Genomic DNA, 19,014 nt, shown 5'->3' on the forward strand with positions numbered 1-19,014 from the left:
CCACAACCAGAGGCAACACCGGTGCACGACCACCCGCGCACGGTCTACAGTACGGACAGACAACTTCATCTGGCTCATCCAGAGGGGCAGAGGGAACGGCCCAGCGAAGCCCCGGCAACCACCCGCATCCCGTGCGCGGCAGGTGCTAATTCCGGCCTGGTGGCAGACTGCCCCGGGAAAGATGAGGAGCTTCTTCATGACACTCGCGCCCGAGCGTGCCACCAGTCCCACCCTCGAGGTCGCGAACCCCGCGGTCTCGCTGTCCTGTCGGCACTGCGGCGCCACCTACCCGCTGTCCCCTACGCATGTGTGCGTGGAATGCTTCGCTCCTCTGGAAATCGCCTACGACCCGGACCTGCTGGCTCGTGTGACCCGAGAGTCCATCGAACGTGGTCCGGCGAACCTGTGGCGTTACGTCGGGCTGCTGCCCGCCGGGCATGACCCGGCGCGGCGGGTCTCCCTCGGGGCCGGCTGGACGCCACTGCGCCCGGCCCCGAGGCTCGCCGCGGAGCTGGGGATGAAGACGCTCTATATCAAGGACGACAGCGCCAACCCCACCCACTCCTTCAAGGACCGGGTCGTCTCCGTGGCGCTCACCGCCGCCCGTGAGCTGGGCTTCACCACGGTCGCCTGCGCCTCGACGGGCAACCTCGCGCAGTCGGTGGCGGCGCACGCGGCCGGTGCCGGGCTGCGCTCGGTGGTGCTCGTACCGCACGACCTCGAGGCTGGCAAGACGGTCTCCACCGGGGTGTACGGCGGGACGCTGGTCGCCATCCAGGGCAACTACGACGACGTGAACCGGTTGTGCAGCGAGCTGGCCGGAGAGTACGAATGGGCGTTCGTCAACGTCAACGTCCGCCCCTTCTACGCCGAGGGATCCAAGACGCTCGGCTACGAGGTCGCCGAGCAGCTCGGCTGGCGGCTGCCCGAGCAGGTCGTCGTGCCGATCGCCTCCGGTTCACTGCTAACAAAGATCGACAAGGCCTTCGGTGAGCTCGGCCGGCTCGGCCTGGTCGAGCCGACGCCGTACAGGGTGTTCGGTGCGCAGGCGGCCGGCTGCAACCCGGTGGCCGCCGCGTTCGCCCGCGGCGTCGAGACGGTCGCCCCGGTCCGGCCCGCCACAATCGCCAAGTCGCTGTCGATCGGCAACCCGGCCGACGGCCCCTACGCCCTCGACGTGGCTCGGYGGACCGGCGGGGCTATCACGGACGTGACCGACGAGGAGATCATCGACGGGATCCGGCTGCTCGCCCGCGCCGAGGGCGTCTTCGGCGAGACGGCCGGTGGCGTCACCGTGGCCACCCTGCGCAGGCTGCTGCGCGAGGGGCTGCTCGACCCGGCCGCCGAAACCGTCCTTTACAACACCGGCGATGGGCTGAAGACGCTCGACCCCCTCGTCGAGACGGGCGGACCGACCGCGACGATCAAGCCGTCGCTGCGCGCCTTCGAGGCCGCCGGCCTCGGCGACGACTGACTCGGGCCCGGCACGGCACAGCGCATTCGACGAACTTCGTGGACCACGCCGGACCAACGGAAGGGCYGCGGACGACGGCGGGGTGCCGCGGGGGATCGGCGTCGGGCACGCGGAACCATGGGCCAGCTTGCACTCACCCAGGCCGAGTGCTAAACAAGACCTGGCACTCTCGCCTAGGGAGTGCCAAGGCTGAAACGGCGAGGCTGCCCGATCCGCGCTGTGTCCGAGGTGCATCACCCGGGTCCGGAGCAGGCGGGAGCCGTCCGTCGCGGGCGTCGTTAGGGCCAGGCCATCGAACCTGCCATCCCACTGGGAGGACCCAGAAACCATGCCGAAGATCATTGCCTTCGACGAGGAGGCTCGGCGCGGCCTGGAGCGCGGCATGAACCAGCTGGCCGATGCGGTCAAGGTCACGCTCGGGCCGAAGGGCCGCAACGTCGTGCTGGAGAAGAAGTGGGGCGTCCCCACGATCACCAACGATGGTGTGAGCATCGCCAAGGAGATCGAGCTCGAGGACCCGTACGAGAAGATCGGCGCGGAACTCGTCAAGGAAGTCGCGAAGAAGACCAACGACGTCGCGGGTGACGGCACCACCACCGCCACCATCCTGGCCCAGGCCCTGGTGCGCGAGGGTCTGCGCAACGTGGCCGCCGGCGCCAACCCCCTCGGGCTGAAGAAGGGCATCGAGGTCGCGGTCGAGCGCGTCTCCGAGKAGCTGTCCAAGYAGGCCAAGGAGGTCGAGACCAAGGAGCAGATCGCCTCCACGGCGTCCATCTCCGCGGGTGACTCGGCCATCGGCGGCCTCATCGCCGAGGCGCTCGACAAGGTCGGCAAGGAAGGCGTCGTCACCGTCGAGGAGAGCAACACCTYCGGCCTCGAGCTCGAGCTCACCGAGGGTATGCGCTTCGACAAGGGCTACATCTCGCCGTACTTCGTCACGGACGCGGACCGTCAGGAAGCCGTCCTGGACGACCCGTACATCCTGATCGTCAACAGCAAGATCTCCGCGGTCAAGGACCTGCTCCCGCTGCTGGAGAAGGTCATGCAGACCGGTAAGCCGCTGGCGATCATCGCCGAAGATGTCGAGGGCGAGGCGCTGGCCACCCTGGTCGTCAACAAGATCCGCGGCACCTTCAAGAGCGCCGCGGTGAAGGCCCCCGGCTTCGGTGACCGCCGCAAGGCGATCCTGGGCGACATCGCCATCCTGACCGGTGGTCAGGTCATCTCCGAGGACGTCGGCCTCAAGCTCGAGAGCACCTCGCTCGACCTGCTCGGCCGTGCCCGGAAGATTGTCGTTACCAAGGACGAGACGACCGTCGTCGAGGGTGCCGGCGACCCCGACCAGATCGCCGGTCGGGTCAGCCAGATCCGCAACGAGATCGAGAAGTCGGACTCGGACTACGACCGCGAGAAGCTCCAGGAGCGGCTCGCGAAGCTGGCTGGCGGCGTCGCCGTCATCAAGGTCGGCGCGGCCACCGAGGTCGAGCTCAAGGAGAAGAAGCACCGCATCGAGGACGCGGTGTCCAACGCGAAGGCCGCTGTCGAGGAGGGCATCGTCGCCGGTGGCGGCGTCGCGCTGCTCCAGGCGTCGATCACTGCCTTCGAGAAGTTGGACCTGTCCGGCGACGAGGCGACCGGTGCCAACATCGTCCGGCTCGCGCTCGAGGCGCCCATCAAGCAGATCGCCTTCAACAGCGGTCTCGAGGGCGGCGTCGTGGTCGAGAAGGTCCGCAACCTGCCGACCGGCCACGGCCTGAACGCGGCCACCGGCGAGTACGTCGACCTGATCGGCACCGGCATCATCGACCCGGCCAAGGTCACCCGCTCCGCCCTGCAGAACGCCGCGTCGATCGCCGGCCTGTTCCTCACCACCGAGGCCGTCATCGCCGACAAGCCGGAGAAGAACCCGGCCCCGGCAGTCCCGGGCGGCGGCGGCGACATGGACTTCTAGTCCAGCTCGTCACCCGCTGTACCCTGCACCACCGTCTGGACGAGGGCGGCTCCGGTTCTCCCGGGGCCGCCCTCGTGCGTTCGCCCGTGCATCACGGCCGAAGGCTCCGTGCGGGGAAAGGCTTGCCCCCGCGGACGGGAGGTTCCGCGGGGGCAAGCTCTCTGGCGTGGGAGCCGGGCGCCACTCGGGACGGAGCGAACGCCGGAAGGCACTCCCAAAGACGATCTTTCCAAGAACGCTCTTCTCGGCCGCCATCGACGGCGACCAAATTATCATCGGGTAATCCAAGAGACAAGAGCTTTATATCACTCCTTTTGAACAATTCGAAGGTCGTCTTCGTTAGACTTCGACCTTTTGTCGCGACACGGACAATTAACGCATGCCAGCTTTAGACAGCGGCCACGGCAACAGGCACGATAGCCATCGTGGTTCAGGCCCCCGCACAGCCGCGCTCCCATCGCCCCTCGATGACCGTTCCCACCCCCCCGGTCACCGTGGAAGATCTCGACACGGGCGGGCATGACGACGCTCGGTTCGAACTCCTGGACGGCTTGTGCGTCCTGCGACCATGGCCGACACCGCTGCGGGCCCGCGTCACGGCGCGCCTGGTCCGGATCCTGGCGGACACGGCCACCTCCGGAGCTCATATCCTGCCGGCCGGGATCGGGGTGGAGCTGTCCCCCCGCAGTCTGCTCGTGCCGGACGTCGTGGTGGCGGCGGCGAGTGGTGACACCGGCCGTCGGTTCCGGGACACCCCGTCCCTCGTCATCGAAGTGGCCGACGCCARCACCCGGCGCTACAACCGCACCCTCAAACTCGATCTCTACCGGCAACGCGGCGTGCCGTCCTGCTGGCTGATCGACCCGGACACCGCCACCATCGAGGCGTACGACCTGGTCGCCGACGCGTACCTCGCCACCCGCACGGTCAGCGGGAAGGAGACCTTCACCGCCACCCAGCCCTTTCCGGTGGCGATCCAGCCGGCCGAGCTGATCGACCCGCCCGACTCGGAGTGATGGCGCGACGCCGACCGCTACCCCGGGAAGCCCGCCGAAGGCCCGTGCGGGGCTAGCAGACGTCGTCGGCGTCGACGATGGTGTAGGCGTAGCCCTGCTCGGCGAGGAATCGCTGGCGGTGCGCCGCGTACTCCTGGTCAAGGGTGTCGCGGGCCACCACCGTGTAGAAGTGCGCCGTGCGGCCGTCGGCCTTGGGCCGCAGCACCCGACCGAGCCGCTGGGCCTCCTCCTGGCGGGAACCGAACGTGCCCRAGACCTGCACGGCCACCCCGGCCTCCGGCAGGTCGATGGAGACATTCGCGACCTTGGAAACGACCAGTGTGGTGATCTCCCCGGTCCGGAACGCCTCGAACAGTCGCTCCCGCTCCCGGTTACGGGTGGAACCCTGGATGACCGGGGCGTCCAACAGTTCCCCGAGCTCGTCGAGCTGGTCGAGATACGCGCCGATCACCAGCACCCGGTCATCGGAGTGCTGGCGGACGAGACGCTCCACCACCGCCCGCTTGCTGCGGGCGGTGGCACACATCCGGTACCGCTCCTCCGGCTCGGCGACGGCGTAGGCCATCCGCTCGTCCTCGGTGAGCGTGACGCGCACCTCGGTGCACTGCGCCGGCGCGATCCAGCCCTGTGCCTCGATCTCCCGCCACGGGGCGTCATACCGCTTCGGCCCGATCAACGAGAAGACGTCGCCCTCCCGGCCGTCCTCCCGGACGAGGGTCGCGGTCAGGCCGAGCCGACGACGGGACTGGATGTCGGCGGTCATCCGGAAGACCGGCGCCGGGAGCAGATGCACCTCGTCGTAGACGATCAGACCCCAGTCCCGGGCCCCGAACAACTCCAGGTGCAGGTATTCGCCCTTACGCCGGGCCGTCATCACCTGGTAGGTGGCGATGGTGACCGGCCGGATCTCCTTGCGCTCCCCGGAGTACTCGCCGATCTCCTCCTCGGTCAGCGAGGTGCGGCGCAGCAGCTCGTGCCGCCACTGCCGGCCGGCGACCGTGTTCGTAACCAGGATCAGCGTGGTCGCCCCGGCCTGGGCCATGGCCGCGGCGCCGACGATGGTCTTCCCGGCGCCCGCAGGCAGCACGACGACCCCCGACCCGCCCTCCCAGAACCCGGCTACCGCGCCCTTCTGGTAGTCGCGCAGCTCCCAGCCGTCCTGGCGCAGGTCGATCCGGTGCGCCTCGCCGTCGACGTAGCCGGCGAGATCCTCCGCCGGCCACCCGAGTTTGAGCAGCACCTGCTTGAGCCGGCCGCGCTCGGAGGGGTGCACGGCGATCGTGTCGTCGTCGATGCGGGAGCCGAGCATCGGCACGACCTTCTTGGCCCGGGCCACCTCGACGAGCACCACCCGGTCGAGAGCACGCAACACCAACCCGTGGGCCGGGTCATTTTCCAGGCGCAGCCGACCGTAGCGATCCATCGTGTCGGCGATGTCGACGAGCAGGGCGTGYGGCACGGCGTAACGGGAGAAGCGAACCAGCGCATCGACAACCTGCTCGGCGTCATGACCGGCGGCCCGGGCGTTCCACAGCGCCAGCGGCGTCACCCGATAGGTGTGCACGTGCTCCGGAGACCGTTCGAGCTCGGCGAACGGAGCGATGGCCGACCGCGCCTCGACAGCACTGGGATGCTCGACCTCGAGCAGCAACGTCTTGTCCGACTGGACGATCAACGGGCCGTCCGTCACCCGCCACCGCCCTTTCCGTCCGCCGTAGGTTCCGCCGTGGGTATCGACCCATCAGTGAACCACCAACACGAGCCGCCCTGCACCGATCGGTGCGGTGCGGGCCACCGGCGTAGCACCGGCACGATCACACCGGCGGCGCGCTGCTCGTTCACCGGCGCCCTTCGACGGTACAGCCGACCACCGACACGGTAACCAGAGGGGCCGAAGCCCGACCGAAACCACCGCGGGTCCCGCGGGCAAGCGGGCACACCGGTACCGGTACAGGTACCGGCCCACCGGCCCACCGGCCCGCCCGGCTCATGGCGGATCGGCGAGATCCTCCGCGGCGGCCGACCAGTCCGCCGCCACCGGCGGTCCGCCGAACGCGTCGTCGATGTCAGCGACGCCGGTCACCCGGTGCAGGACGAAACGACGCGGGCCGGCGCTGAGTTMGTCCCACGCGGTGAGCCAGCCGCCCTCGACGACGGTGGGCCGCACGATCCGGTCGCTCGGCGCACCCTGCTGGTCAACGTAGCCCAGCAGCACCCGGCGCCGGTCCCGGACGGCTCCCTGCAGCAGCACCAGGATCAACGGCGCGGACCGGGTGAGCCCGACCTCGATGCCGGGAACCTCGCCGGCCGCCCGGACCGCCCGCGCGCTGTCGTCGCCCCGGCGGACCAGCCGGACCACGTCGCGCAGCTGGTTGATCCGGGTGTCGGCCACGTCGACCGACGCCGCGCGGGGACGCGCCGGCGTCCGATGGGCGGCGGGCCGGCGCAGCACCACCCGCCCGTCCGGGGCCTCCGCGACCGGGGCGAACCCGGCGTTGCGCAGGCCGGCGAGCATCTCCGCGGTCGGCAGTGGGGAGATGACGATCGTCGGCGCGATCCGGCGCAGCCCCAACGCCTGGGTACGCCGGTTGGCGACCACCTCGGCGAGCAGCGCCGTGTCCTCGCAGCGCAGGTAGCTCGCGGCGGGACCGGCCCGCAACCGGCCGTGCCGCCGGGCGGTGTCGTCGATCAGATAGGTGAGGGCCTGCGGCACCCCGCCTCGACCGAGACGGACGAGCATCGCGTGGATGTCCTCCGCTACCAGGCCCGAGTCCAGGCCGCGACGCAGCGAGGCCTCGGAGAACCGATAGACGGTGGCCGCGCCCGCGGACTCGACATCCGCCATCCGCGCCAGCTCCGCAGCCACCCGGGGTACCAGCGGGCCCGGGGCAACCGCGGTGAGATCCCCCTGCAGCAGCAGCTCCTCGACCGGCTCGGGCAGCAGCGGCGCAAGCGCGTCGGCGAGCCTGACGCACAGCCCTGGATCACCAGCCGCCGATCGGCTCGGCACGCCCACGTTCCGCGTCGGATCGGCGTTCTCCGCGTCGAGCTGGGCGGCGAGTAACCGACCGACCGTGCTCGGCGCGCCCCGGCCGGTCAGCCCGAGCAGCTCGGCCTCGACGATCGTTCCGTCGATCATCCCGGCGAGCAGCATTCCGCCGCGCCGGGGCGCTCGCCAGGTCAGCAGGGCACGCAACGACTCCGCGGTCGGCACCACCCCTGCGGGCGCCGCGGCCAGCGCCCGCAGGACCTGGGCACGCAGGTCCTGCACGGCCGGCCGCCGCACGTCCAGCGACAGGGGAGCGATCTGCCGGCCCCGTTCGTCCCGCTCGCCGACCAGCCAGGCGGCGGTCGGCGAGCGCAGCCAGCCCTCGACCAGTACGGCCCACCGGGCCGCCACCAGGTCGGTGCCCCAGCGGTCGTAGGCCGTGGTCGGCACGTACTGGACGTCAACCCCCGCGGTCGCGTCAACCAGGCCGGCCGCCGCGGCCAGCTCCACCACGAAGGCCGCGGTCCGCTCGTCAACGTCGAGCAGTTTCGCGGCGGCCCGCAGGTCCCGCACGCTCAACCCGCCGGTGCGCAGCGGAGTGACCGGGCTCGCGCCCCAAGCGTCCAGCAGGGTGGTGACCCACCGGACGAGGGTGTCCGCCGCCAGGGCCGCCACGGCGTCAACCGCCGCCACCCCGACGACCTCTCCCTCGACGGCGGGCGGATGCGGGTGCAGGACCCCGGCCGGATGCTCGCCGCGCACGACCAGCCCAACCTCGCGCGGCAGCTCGACGGTCTCCTCGTCCAATCCGACGAGCAGGCCGCGGGCGAGTAGTTCCTCCACCGGGGTTCGGGCCGCGGACACCCCCAGCAACCGGCCCGCCTCCGTGGTGGCGCCGAGCGCCGGACCCGCGGCCAGCCGGTCCAGCAGCTGCCGCGCCCGGGAGGAGCAGGTCTCGATCCACTCCCGCACCCGATCCGCGTCCGCGAAGGCGTCGCTCAACGCGTCGATCATCGCTTCCCGGACGGCGACCCCGGTCGTCGTCTCGTCGACCGCGCCCCGGGGCACCGGCAGGCCGGCCGCGGTCAGGAGCCGGGCGAGCTGGGACTGCCGGTACGTCGTCAGGCAGGCTCGCACGGGACGGCCGAGCCCCAGCGGGCGCACGCCGAGGAGGTCGACGACCATCCCGGTGACCCGCAGCTCGGCATCGTCGCCCCAGATGAGCCCGAGGTCACGAAGCCGGCCCACCGGCTCGGACACCTCCGAATGCCCGCAGAACCTTGTCAGCTCCGCCAGGGACACCGGCCGGGGAAGGATCGTCAACGCCTCCAGGAGCTCGCAGGCGCCCGTGTCGAGACGTTCCAACGCGCGGGCCACGCTGACCCGGATCTCCAGGCGGGCCGCAAGCACCTCGAAGTCCGGTGGGGGCGGCGTCGCCAGGTCCGGCCGTAGGAGGAAGAGCCGGGTCAACGCCTGATCCGGAAGCGCACGCAACCAGTCCACAAGGGTCACGGGCGCTGTCCTGAGGCCTCGGCGGCCGGCATCGACACCCTCACGACGGTAGCTGGCGCGACGCCAGGCCGACAGGGCGCCGTCGCTCAGCCGGGCCGTGCCGCGTCACCTGGGCGGATGCCGGATTMGCAACCGCGGCGGACACCGGCACCGCGGCGACGGGTGATGGCCCCGCGCGGCAGGTCGTCGTGCCGTCCAGCCGCTCCACCGCCGATCCCGACCCGGGCCGTCCCCACCTGATCGAGCACCCATCCGCAGCTGGTGTCCCACCGCAGTACCGCGATCGCCGGATCGGTACCGCCCAGCGGAGACAACACCGCAAACGCCCAGTCGGGTGCGCCGGTCGAGGTGCGGATGCCGGTGATGCGCAGACCATCCGGCGACACCCTGGACACCAGCGGGCTGTCGAAGACCGCCGCCGTGATCGCGGCGGCCTCGGCCTCGGTGGGCAGCCGGCCGGGTCCGTCGGAGGCGTCCGGGAGCTGCCCGGCCCGGCCGTTGCCGGCATGGCCCTGCCCGGCCCGGTCCTGGCCCACCCGCCCCTGGCCGCCACTGTTCACGGTCAGGGGTGCCGCAGGAGAAGGTGCGGGTCTTGGACGCACGTGGCCTCCCTGGATGCTTTGGCAGGCCAGGACGCGCGCTCGGCCGAACATCGGCGACCAGGATGCCCGAGACGGGCCTCTTCGCGGCGAGGTCGACGGAATGCGACAGACCTACCGATACCGATTTCACACGCCCGGGGCCATCGGATGCAAGAGGATTCGGCAAACTGGGCGCAACCAATTTCGCCGGGACCGCTTCTCCTGCTCCGCCGGCCCGGATGGTCCGCGTGGCCGAGGATCCACAGGTTACCTGGACATTGCTTCGATCATACTCAATGGAGACCATAAAGCGACAAGTACGGCAACGGTGACAACAATCGCTCTCTGGTCGACAAACCTCTGCGTTGTATGCCATCTTTGCGAACTTTTTACGGGCCTGAGCCGCGAAGCCCAATCTCCGCCGACGGCGCCGGTCCAAGCCCTAACGACGCCGGTCGAACTGATCCACGAGGAAGGACAGATGGTTCACCCGTCCCCAGTCCGCGACCCGGGACATCGTCCCGGCGTCACCGGGCAGGGCCAGTGTCCGGCCGAGCGAGACGCCGACGACGAGGACCGCCGCGAGCACCGCCGCCTGAATCGCGCTGAGTACCGGGTTACGCGGCTGGCGGCCCCCTCCAGCCGGGACTCGGGTACCGGCTCGGGTACGGGCTCGGCTACCGGCCACGCGGCCGTGCGGGCGGGCCGGCTCCGAGACGGCGGCAGCGTCGCCGGCATCCGGCCCGTCGACTTCAGGACTCCCCCGCCGACCCTGTCCCGGCGGGTCCGCTCGTGGCCGGCCGGAGGCAGCGCCCGGTGACATCCGATCCGGGGCGCGCCGGGGTTCCCCGGCGGTCCGTGGGCCGTCGTCCCTGATCGCGTGCTGGTACCCGGTGAAGCTGACCTCGTCCAGTAGCCCGGAACCCGGCCGAAGTCCGGAACCCGGCCGACCGCCGCCCCGGGAGAAGCCGTCCGGGTCCGGAGGAGATCCCCGGTCCAGCCCGGACGGCGCGCGCGGGTCCGGGGGAGACGAGGAATACGCGGGTCGGTGCCGGGGGGCATCGACCCCACCCGGCGGGGAGACACCCGCGCCGCGTGGGTCGGGCCAACCGCCGCGATGGTCGGATCGCTGCGCCGGCTCGGATCGCTGCGCCGGCTCGGGCCGCTCCCCGGGCGGGACCGGCCCGCCCGGGGGCCGCCAAGCCGAGGCCGGCCGATCAACCTGCGCTGGCGTCACTGTATGAGATTGTACGATATCGTACGGTGTTGGATTGTCACCGTACGCCGGTCCGTCGAACGTCGGCGCGGCGGCTCGCGGCGAGTGGCGGGGCTCGGGCCTCCTGGCGGATCTCGTCGCCAGCGTGCTGAACGCGACGATCCGGCCCTCGGACGGCTGGCGGCGCCGGGGCGCGGCGGTTCCCTCAGCTGCCGGACCCGACCGGGGAGCGGCCCGAGCCGCGTTGGCAGGGAGATCACGCACGGGGTCCGAGAAGTTCCGCGCCGGGTCGCGAACCGGACCGGCGGGTGGGCCGGGATCGGCGCCATCGCCCACCCGACCATGGTCCACCCGACCATGGTTCAGTCGCGGCTGCGCGCGCGTGCCACCGTGCGAGTTCCTGCCCTCAGCGACCATCACCCGCCCCTTCCCACCCCCGGCGCCTGGGCGCCACGTCACCGCACCATCCACCGACGACGCGAACAACGCCGACAATCACCACCCTACGGAGGTGGCCCAGGACAACCCCGACACCGACCACGGTCATATATCGCAATCTACCCCAGAGTAGTCCTACCAATACGAATCGGAACAGGCGGCCCATCGGTGATCACACCACTTTTCGGTGTTCCATCAGGACATTCCTCCCGGAGCCGGGCCGGGCCGGGCCGGGCTAACGCTTCTTGACCCGGCACACCCGTTCGAGGATGAGGCCCCCGGTTAACAGCACCATCGCCGCAGCCAACCCGAGACCCGCGGTGAGCGCGTCGCCGCCCGCGGTCGGGAACTCCCCCGTGCGGGGCATGGTGTAGCCGAACACACCCGCCCAGATGCCGGCGAGCGCCGCTCCGACGACGGAGCTCGCCTTGGCCAACGCGGCGAGCCGGGCGACCGTGAGCGGGAGGATCGGCCGCGTTCCCGGCCGCCCCTCCAGCCGGCGAYGGGTCAGGGATGCGACCTGGAGCTCGATGGCACCGATCATGAGAACCGACACCGACGCCGTTCGCGGCAGCGTRGGAATCGATCGGTACGCCCACCACAGCAGCAGGTACCCGAGTACCCCGAACGCCACCGCGACCGCGATGAGATCACGTGCCCGGGTCGGTCTCACCTGGCCGCCTCTTCGGCGTCACTGCCGCCGACGGCGGGATCGGTGACGGCATCGGCCCCCGGATCCGCCTCGACCACGGGATCCGACAGCGACCACGGGATCCGGCGCAGACCGGCCGGGTGCTTCCCCGCGGCCATCCGGGCGACCAGATCGGCGACCCGCCCGTGCCCGGGCAGCGTCGCCTCGGGATCAACGTCCAGCCAGGGCACGCAGACGAAGGCCCGCAGATGTGCTCGGGGATGCGGCACGAGGATCTCGGGGTCGTCACTGCGCAGGTCACCGATCGCGATGACATCGACGTCGAGCGTTCGCGGGCCCCACCGGACGGCCCGGACCCGCGCGGCCCGTTCCTCCACCTCGCGGACGACCTCGAGCAGATCACGCGGGGGTGCCGGGCGCACCAGGACGACGGCGTTCAGGTAGTCGTCCTGCTCGGGTCCACCGACGGGTGCCGTCTCGTACACCGGTGAGCCGGCGAGCACCCCCAGCGCGCGGTCGAGCCGATGGACGGCGGCGGACAGCCGGCCCAGACGATCGCCGAGGTTGGACCCGAGCGACAGCACCGCATGCTCCGGCCGGGTCATCATCCGGTCACCCGCCATCGGTGACGACCCCCGCGGCCGCGGCCGGCGCGGTCACCGACTCGACGCCGTCGACCCGGTTGCGGACGATCGTCACCGCGACATCGGCGAACGGAACCGCGATCGGGGCCGCGGGCTTGTGGACAGTCACCTCGGCCCGCATCACCCGACCGTMCCGCAGACAGGCGCGGACGAGTCGATCGGCGAGGGTCTCAATCAGATTCACGGGTTCTCCGGTGACGATCCCGGCAAGGGTCTCGGCAAGCTCGCCGTAGTGCACGGTGCGGGTCACGTCGTCGTGGAACGCCGCCGAAGAGAGGTCGAGCCACAGCGTGGCATCGACGACGAACTCCTGGCCAAGATCCCGTTCCGCCGCCAGAACCCCGTGGTAKCCGCGAGCCCGCAGCCCCGACAGGGTGATCCGGTCGAGCGACGTGGCCCTCGATTGGGAGGCGACCTCCGCTGCGGAGCCCGTCACCGCGGAGCCCGTCACCGCGGAGCCCACGGAACCTCCCGATCTTCCACGCGGCCGGGATCCACGGCCCGGCCGGGATCGGCCTCGGGTCCGTCCCCGCGCCGGTCACTATCGTCCCGCCAGGCGCGCACGACCCGCACGGCGTCGGCGGCCGGCCGGACGGCGTGCACCCGCACGCCCCACACCCCGGCCGCGGCCAGCAACGCGGTGGTCGCCTGGGTGGCGTCGTCCCGGTCGGCGACCGGCCGGGCCGGGCCGTTCGCGTCCGCCAGTACCGAGCCGAGAAACGACTTGCGGGACGTGCCGACGAGCAGCGGCCGGCCGAGCGCGACGAAGGCGTCGATGTGGCGCAGAAGCGTCCAGTTGTGCCGGGCGGTCTTGGCGAAGCCGATGCCGGGGTCGAGGATGACCCGATCCTCGGCGATCCCGGCGGCCAGCACGGCCCCGAGCCGGTCCACGAGCTCCGCGACCACCTCCGCGACCACGTCGCGGTACACCGCCCGGGACGCCATGTCCGCACTGGTCCCCCGCCCATGCATCAGCACGTAGTGCACGCCACGGTCGGCGACGAGACCGAGCAGATCGGGATCGGCGCCGCCGGACACGTCGTTGACGAGCACCGCCCCGGCGTCGACCGCGGCGGCGGCCACAGCGGCACGGCTGGTGTCGACGCTGACCCGGACGCCCGCGGCGGCGAGCTCGGCCACCACCGGAAGCACGCGACGCATCTCCTCGGCGGCGATGACCCGAGACGCGCCCGGTCGGGTCGACTCACCACCGACGTCGACGAGATCCGCCCCGTCGTCGGCCATCCGCAGCCCGGCCCGGACCGCGTCCAGCGGATCGAGGTAGGTACCGCCGTCCGAGAACGAGTCCGGCGTGACGTTGACGACGCCCATCACCCTGGTCAGGCCGCCCGGCAGGAGGAGTTCCTCGACGGTCCCGCTCATGGGAGACCTCCACCGGACGTCGCGTCCAGCGGCGCACGGCGGTAGGTGTAGCGGTAGACCGGCCGGAAACCAAGATCGGCGTACAGGCCCCGCGCCGCGGCGCTGACCTCTTCGACCTGCAGATACGCATGAGTGGCGCCTCTGCCCGCCGCCCACTCGGCGAGTGCCGCGATAACCCGGCGGGCCGCGCCCCGGCCACGGGCCACGGGCAGGGTGGCCATGCTGTAGACACCCAGCCAACGGTCGTCCGCGATGCCGCGTCCGACCGCCGCCGGCATGCCGTCCACGGTCAGGGTGATGTAGATGGTGGGCAGCCGCAGCGCCGAGAGCACCGCGAGCGTGCCGGGCCGCTGCGCGTTGAACGTCGTCAGCACCTGGCCGGCGACATCCAGCCACTCATCCGCCGGCGTGGTGGTGACGGTCATCCCCACCGAGCCGGCAGCCGCCGGTGCCCGGTCGGCACCACTCACAAGGCCGGCGAGAGGCGCCGTGCAGACGTCGGTAGGACCGGTGTCGTCGTACCCGGCGGCGTCGAGGACCGCGCCGAGCCCGGTCGGCCGGGAGAAGGGTGTCAGCTGGAAGGTCGGCGGCAGACCGGCGGCGGTGTAGAAATCCCGCACCGTGGCAAGCGCCGCGGCGAGGTCGGGCACGTCGCCGCGGGCCCAGACCGAGTTGCCTCGCCGGGACGACCCGGCGGACTCGCGCAGCACCCACCCGGCCCGTTCGACCTGGCGCAACGGCGGCCAGGCCCGGTGCGCCAGGTCATCGAGCTCACGGGCCAGGGACGCGTCGGCGGACGGCAGGTTCGTCCGCGGCCCGACCAGCGGATCGGCGGGACACCGCGCCACACGGTCATCAGGCACGGCGCGCCGACCACGGCCGGCCTGGTCGACACCAGCTGCGCGACCTGCCGGCCGGAAAGCACGTCGGGGGGCCATCGACCACGATACCGAGGCTACCGATCCGAACGCGGGGATGGACGACCCGAACGCGGGGATGGACGACCCGAGCGCGGGGATGGACGCCGGCGCCGATCGGACCAACATCGGGTCCCCCAGCTTCACCTTTTCGGTAATCATGACAAGGTGTCATGATTACAAAGCTATTGCCGCCTCGTTCCCGTTCTGGAGCGAACCGGCGGCGGGCCGCATCCCGGCCTCCCTCGGCTCGTCGCCCGGGACCCTCCCGGGCCGGGGCGATGATCCACAAGCCTGCGCCGCGCGATCCTGTCGGTCCTGCCAGCGCCCCCCTTCCTCATCCCGCCACCGCCGACCGGCGAGCTCCACCGCCGCATCGCATCGCCGCCGGCTTGCCCGCCAAACATGATCGGCAGAGGAAACCTCCGGGTAACACCACGCAGAGCCACGATGACAGGAACTTTGCGCACCAATAATCATCACCCTCCGGCGCAGCCTCCCTCCTACTATTGACAAAGCGAGACACAGGCCAGATCCGGTCGGACCAACCAGAGCGACCGGAACGACCGGCCGGCGGCAGCGAGGCCGTCGTACGACCGCCGGGAGACTTCGGCCGTTGATCGCTGGATCCGGCCGGACCGCCGTCAGGGAGGATGGCGGTCGCGGCACCGATGCGGGCGCGTGGTCTCACTGTGCGCCCCCGGTCGGTCGCTTCTCGCGGTGGGCTCTACCCCCACTACCTTGTCGTCACGGTCACGACCGTGGTGCTGTCTGAAGGAAGGACGCGCGGCATGCCGCAGTCGAGCGGATCTTCACCGACGCGCGGGCCCGACCCCGGGGCCTGGGTCCCGGCGAGCCGGGCGGCCCCTCTCCCACCCTGGTGGGCGACCACCGAGTCGATCGTCATCCCGCCGGCGCGCACCCCTCCGGACGACCACCCCGAGGACTACGAGCCGGCGCCACCGCCCCAGCCTTCGATGACGAAAGCCGCAACGAGCCCCACCGATGTGTCGCCGGCACCCGCGGGCACGCCATCCTTCGGCACTGTGAGCGAAGCACCATTCGGCGCTGTGAGCGGAGCGATCCCGGCGCAGCCGACACCGTCGTCGGCCCCCCACACCACACGCCTCGGCGCCCCGGCCCCCGGTGCCTCGGACCGCAGGCAGTTCCATCGCTATGCGGGAGCGGCGGTCATGACCGCGATCCTCGCCGAGGGACAGATCATGGAGGTCTCGGACGTCCTCGCGGCCAGTCCGATCCAGCTCGCCCTGGAACGCGCCGACGATCTGCTCGACGACCTCCTCGACGCGCACGAGGCGACCCCACCCGCGCACATCCTGGCCCAGACCGAGCGGTTGCGCCGCGGCCTGGAGCGACTCAGCCGGCGGTCCATCCCCGCCGGCGACGCCCACCGGCGCGACGTGCTGCGGGGGCGGGTCGCCGTGCTGGGTGCGGATGCGGCCTTCAAACTCGGTGACATCGAGACCGCGCGATCGCTGACGTCGCTCGGGTTCCAGGCGGGGCGCTCGGTGGGTGAGGGTGCGCTTCGCGGCTCGGCCCGGGAAGTCGCGGCCGTCAACGAGTTCTACGCCGGCCGGCCCGACGAGGCGCTCCGCCTTGCCCGGGACGGGCTGACCCACGTCAGTGGYGGTGCCGTGCGGGCCCGACTTGTCTGCCAGGAGGCGCGTGCCCTCGCCGCCCTCGGTGACGTGCGGGGCGCGGCCCAGGCCCTGGACCGGGCGTACGACCTGGCGGACGCCATCCCGGCGGACCAGTGGGGCCGTCCCGGTCCGAGTTTCGACCAGTTCAATCCGGTCGAGGTGCCCTACAACGCCACGACGGCCCTGTGTCTACTCGGCCGACCACAGGCCGCCCAGGAACACGCGGATCTCGCCCTGCCGAAGCTGGACGGGATGAACGCCCCGGGATTCCGGTCGGTGATCCGCCTCGATCTCGCCCTGGCGCTGGCCCGGCAGGGTCGCCTGGAACTCGACCAGGTCTGCGCCCTGGCCACCGAGGCGATCCAGATCTCCTGGGGGCGAACCGTGGCCTCCGTCTCGGGACGCGCGGATCAGCTGCTCGCGGCCACCCGGCCGCACAGCGAGGTGCGCCAGGTGCGGGACCTCGCGGTACTCATCCGGGAGTGGCAACGCTCCGCGGCGCGGCAGCGGCCCGGCGGGCGCGCGGTTCCCGTGCCGAGCTCGCCGGTCTGACGCCGGCCACCGTACGAGGACCGTGCGAGGGCGCAGTGGCCGACGGCGGGCACCCTCCGGCGGGCTCGCCGGACCACGCGCGGTTCACCGCGGAGCGGACCCGCCGCGCCCTCGGTGCGATCTGCGCCGAGKCCGGCCTGGACGACTCGGATGCCATGCTGATCAAGAGAACCGTGAACGCGGTGTACCGGCTGCCACGGGCCGGCGCGGTTGTCCGGATCATCGGATCGGCCGCGATGGCGCATCGGGTGAACAAGGTGGTCCGGGTGGCCCGCTGGCTGGCGGAGAACCACGTCCCGGCCGTCCGGCTGCTCCCCGGCGTGCCGGCCCCGGTCACGGCGGCCGGCTTCCTCGCGACGGTCTGGGCCGACGCGACGCCACCCGGCACCCCGCCCGGCGGTCCGGCACCGGACACCGCGGAGCTGGCCGGCGCGCTGCGCGGTCTGCACACCCTGGCGCCGCCGGAACCGCCGCTGCCATGCTGGGATCCCCTCGACGACGTCCGCCGGCGATTATCCGACGCCGAGGCGCTCCCCGGGCCCGACCGCCGTTTCCTGGAGAAGATGACCGGCCGGATCGCGGCGGCTCTGTCCACCATCCGCTACGCGCTGCCGCGGGTCGTCATACATGGGGACGCGCATCTGGCGAACCTCGTGCGGGCCGCGGACGGCCGCGCGCTGCTCTGCGACTTCGACGCCACCTGCCTGGGGCCGGCGGAATGGGACCTGATTCCTGTGGCGGTCGGCCGGCTACGCTTCGGTCATGATCCTCAGGCCCACCTCGATCTGGCCCGGGGCTACGACTTCGACGTCACCACCTGGGACGGGTTCGCCGTCCTGCGGGCGGTCCGGGAACTGAAGCTGGTGACGAGCGTGGTGCCGATCCTGGGGAGCAGCGCGACGGTGGCCGCCCAGTTCCGGGTCAGGATCGACAGCCTGCGCTCCGGCGACACCGGCGTCCGCTGGTCCCCCTACCGTTGACGCCTCCCTCATCACCCTCGCTGTCAGGGCCCCCGGGGAGGAGACGCCCCCGGGGAGGAGACGCCCCCGGGGCCGGCACCACACGAGGCACACCGTTTCCACCGGCCGGGCCGTGCGGTCCACGGAACCACATGTCATTCTGGTCAGACCTGTCGGGCCGGTCCGGCGGGTCACGTCTACGTGCCGGACGCTCGGCTCCGAACGCGGGCTACCGGGGACCGCTGTCCTGGGCGTGGTCGTCAGATCACCCCGGCCTCATGGCTTGGGTCGCCCAAACGGAGGGGAGGCCCTTGAACACGACGGAGGGAATGCCCGCCCCGGGGATCAACCAAGTGGTGTGCTGCCCGGAGAACAATCATGAACGATGATCCCCGGGAGATCGGCGCCATCCGGGTCGGCGATGCCGGAGATCGGGACCCCGCGAATCCCGGGCCGCGGGAGCGTGGCGGGCGCGTCGGGTCCCCGCCGCCGACCACCGAGCAGCCGTCCCGTTCGGCGAGCCGACTGCCGGCAGTGACGGACACCGACCGGTCGTCCCCCGACCGAGCCGACCCGGATCACTGGCAGACCGGTCCGGCGCAGCCGCGCTCCGCCGGTGCCGCCGGTTGGACGGTCGACGGCCCCTACCGCCCCGAGCCGGCGGCATCCGTCTTCCGGCCGAGCACCGCCGCCCCGGCGGCGTCCCCTGCCGTCTCCGACACCTGGCCGTCGATGCGCCGCGTTGATCCGATGTCGGCCACGGGCTCCGAGGCAGCGGGTTCCTACCCGGCTGGCCCGGCTGGCTGGACCGATCGGGGCACGCCCGGGTCCGCGGCCATGAACCGTCGAGGCACGGAGAGTGCCAACGGCAACGGCAGGATGCTGCCGATCGAGACCCGCACCTTCGATCCGCTGCTCGACCAGTTCCCACCGAATCCGGGCGGAGCGTTCGGTCAGGCGTACCCGCCGCCCCCGCCGGGGGAGACCCGGGCCTGGCGGGGCGATCCGCTGAACCCGCCACCGCTGAACCCGCCACCGTCCGACCCGTACGCCCAGTCCCCGCCACCGG

General features: G+C 71.7%; 14 protein-coding genes, 1 pseudogene and 1 riboswitch. Of the genes and pseudogenes, 6 read left to right on the forward strand and 9 right to left on the reverse strand.

Annotation, left to right across the window (positions count from 1 at the left end):
- The first annotated feature begins 71 nt into the window (after window positions 1-71).
- A riboswitch (SAM riboswitch) is annotated at window positions 72-188 on the forward strand.
- An 8-nt stretch (window positions 189-196) separates the two neighbouring features.
- The 3 genes from thrC to CcI156_RS02320 all read left to right on the forward strand — a co-directional run bounded on the left by thrC (window position 197) and on the right by CcI156_RS02320 (window position 4,441).
- On the forward strand, window positions 197-1,474 hold the full coding sequence (gene thrC, locus CcI156_RS02310; protein ID WP_076804174.1) for a threonine synthase: 1,278 nt from the start codon (window positions 197-199) through the stop codon (window positions 1,472-1,474).
- 328 nt (window positions 1,475-1,802) lie between these two features.
- On the forward strand, window positions 1,803-3,425 hold the full coding sequence (groL, locus tag CcI156_RS02315) for a chaperonin GroEL (protein WP_076804151.1): 1,623 nt from the start codon (window positions 1,803-1,805) through the stop codon (window positions 3,423-3,425).
- Window positions 3,426-3,892: 467 nt separating this feature from the next.
- Window positions 3,893-4,441, forward strand: a complete 549-nt coding sequence (locus CcI156_RS02320; protein WP_076804152.1) for a Uma2 family endonuclease — start codon at window positions 3,893-3,895, stop codon at window positions 4,439-4,441.
- Window positions 4,442-4,493: 52 nt separating this feature from the next.
- Here CcI156_RS02320 and CcI156_RS02325 read toward each other — a convergent pair whose 3' ends face one another.
- From CcI156_RS02325 to CcI156_RS02360, 9 genes are all read right to left on the reverse strand, one after another.
- A complete protein-coding gene (locus tag CcI156_RS02325) occupies window positions 4,494-6,131 on the reverse strand; it encodes a DNA repair helicase XPB (protein WP_076804153.1) in 1,638 nt (545 codons plus the stop codon).
- A 297-nt stretch (window positions 6,132-6,428) separates the two neighbouring features.
- Entirely contained in the window at window positions 6,429-8,942 is a 2,514-nt protein-coding gene (locus CcI156_RS02330; protein WP_076804154.1) for a helicase-associated domain-containing protein, read from the reverse strand.
- Window positions 8,943-9,028: 86 nt separating this feature from the next.
- Window positions 9,029-9,544 carry a hypothetical protein gene (locus CcI156_RS02335; protein ID WP_076804155.1) on the reverse strand — a complete coding sequence of 172 codons (516 nt, stop codon included), beginning with the start codon at window positions 9,542-9,544 and terminating at the stop codon, window positions 9,029-9,031.
- 421 nt (window positions 9,545-9,965) lie between these two features.
- Window positions 9,966-10,760, reverse strand: a complete 795-nt coding sequence (locus CcI156_RS26120) for a hypothetical protein (RefSeq protein WP_133057020.1) — start codon at window positions 10,758-10,760, stop codon at window positions 9,966-9,968.
- Window positions 10,761-11,412: 652 nt separating this feature from the next.
- Window positions 11,413-11,850 (reverse strand): DUF3180 domain-containing protein, encoded by a 438-nt coding sequence (locus tag CcI156_RS02340; protein ID WP_076804156.1) that lies wholly within the window; start codon window positions 11,848-11,850, stop codon window positions 11,413-11,415.
- The gene (folK, locus tag CcI156_RS02345) at window positions 11,847-12,437 is read right to left on the reverse strand and encodes a 2-amino-4-hydroxy-6-hydroxymethyldihydropteridine diphosphokinase (RefSeq protein ID WP_235462852.1); all 591 of its coding nucleotides are present in this window, start codon (window positions 12,435-12,437) and stop codon (window positions 11,847-11,849) included. Before folK ends, CcI156_RS02340 begins: the two co-directional genes overlap by 4 nt.
- 4 nt (window positions 12,438-12,441) lie before the next feature.
- The gene (gene folB / locus CcI156_RS02350; RefSeq protein ID WP_076804175.1) at window positions 12,442-12,909 is read right to left on the reverse strand and encodes a dihydroneopterin aldolase; all 468 of its coding nucleotides are present in this window, start codon (window positions 12,907-12,909) and stop codon (window positions 12,442-12,444) included.
- An 11-nt stretch (window positions 12,910-12,920) separates the two neighbouring features.
- Complete coding sequence (folP, locus tag CcI156_RS02355) at window positions 12,921-13,856, reverse strand: dihydropteroate synthase (RefSeq protein ID WP_011438761.1); 936 nt, start codon at window positions 13,854-13,856, stop codon at window positions 12,921-12,923.
- Window positions 13,853-14,719: a GNAT family N-acetyltransferase gene (locus tag CcI156_RS02360; protein WP_035729351.1), complete on the reverse strand. Its 867-nt coding sequence runs from the start codon at window positions 14,717-14,719 to the stop codon at window positions 13,853-13,855. The genes folP and CcI156_RS02360 overlap by 4 nt, the downstream gene beginning before the upstream one ends.
- Window positions 14,720-15,564: 845 nt before the next feature.
- Here CcI156_RS02360 and CcI156_RS02365 point away from each other — a divergent pair.
- The 3 genes and pseudogenes from CcI156_RS02365 to CcI156_RS02375 form a co-directional block, all read left to right on the forward strand.
- Entirely contained in the window at window positions 15,565-16,986 is a 1,422-nt protein-coding gene (locus tag CcI156_RS02365) for a hypothetical protein (protein ID WP_035941429.1), read from the forward strand.
- A 35-nt stretch (window positions 16,987-17,021) separates the two neighbouring features.
- The gene (locus CcI156_RS02370) at window positions 17,022-17,966 is read left to right on the forward strand and encodes an aminoglycoside phosphotransferase family protein (protein WP_076804176.1); all 945 of its coding nucleotides are present in this window, start codon (window positions 17,022-17,024) and stop codon (window positions 17,964-17,966) included.
- A 357-nt stretch (window positions 17,967-18,323) separates the two neighbouring features.
- Window positions 18,324-19,014: pseudogene (locus tag CcI156_RS02375) on the forward strand (hypothetical protein); the annotation flags it as partial.

Source organism: Frankia sp. CcI156 (assembly GCF_001983015.1).
In the GTDB taxonomy this organism is placed as follows: domain Bacteria; phylum Actinomycetota; class Actinomycetes; order Frankiales; family Frankiaceae; genus Frankia; species Frankia casuarinae.

What these genes read in the sequence shown, in the direction of transcription:
- folK (WP_235462852.1), bottom strand. Translation starts at nt 12,437, where the DNA reads ATGATGACCCGGCCGGAGCATGCGGTGCTGTCGCTCGGGTCCAACCTC.
- folP (WP_011438761.1), bottom strand. Translation starts at nt 13,856, where the DNA reads ATGAGCGGGACCGTCGAGGAACTCCTCCTGCCGGGCGGCCTGACCAGG.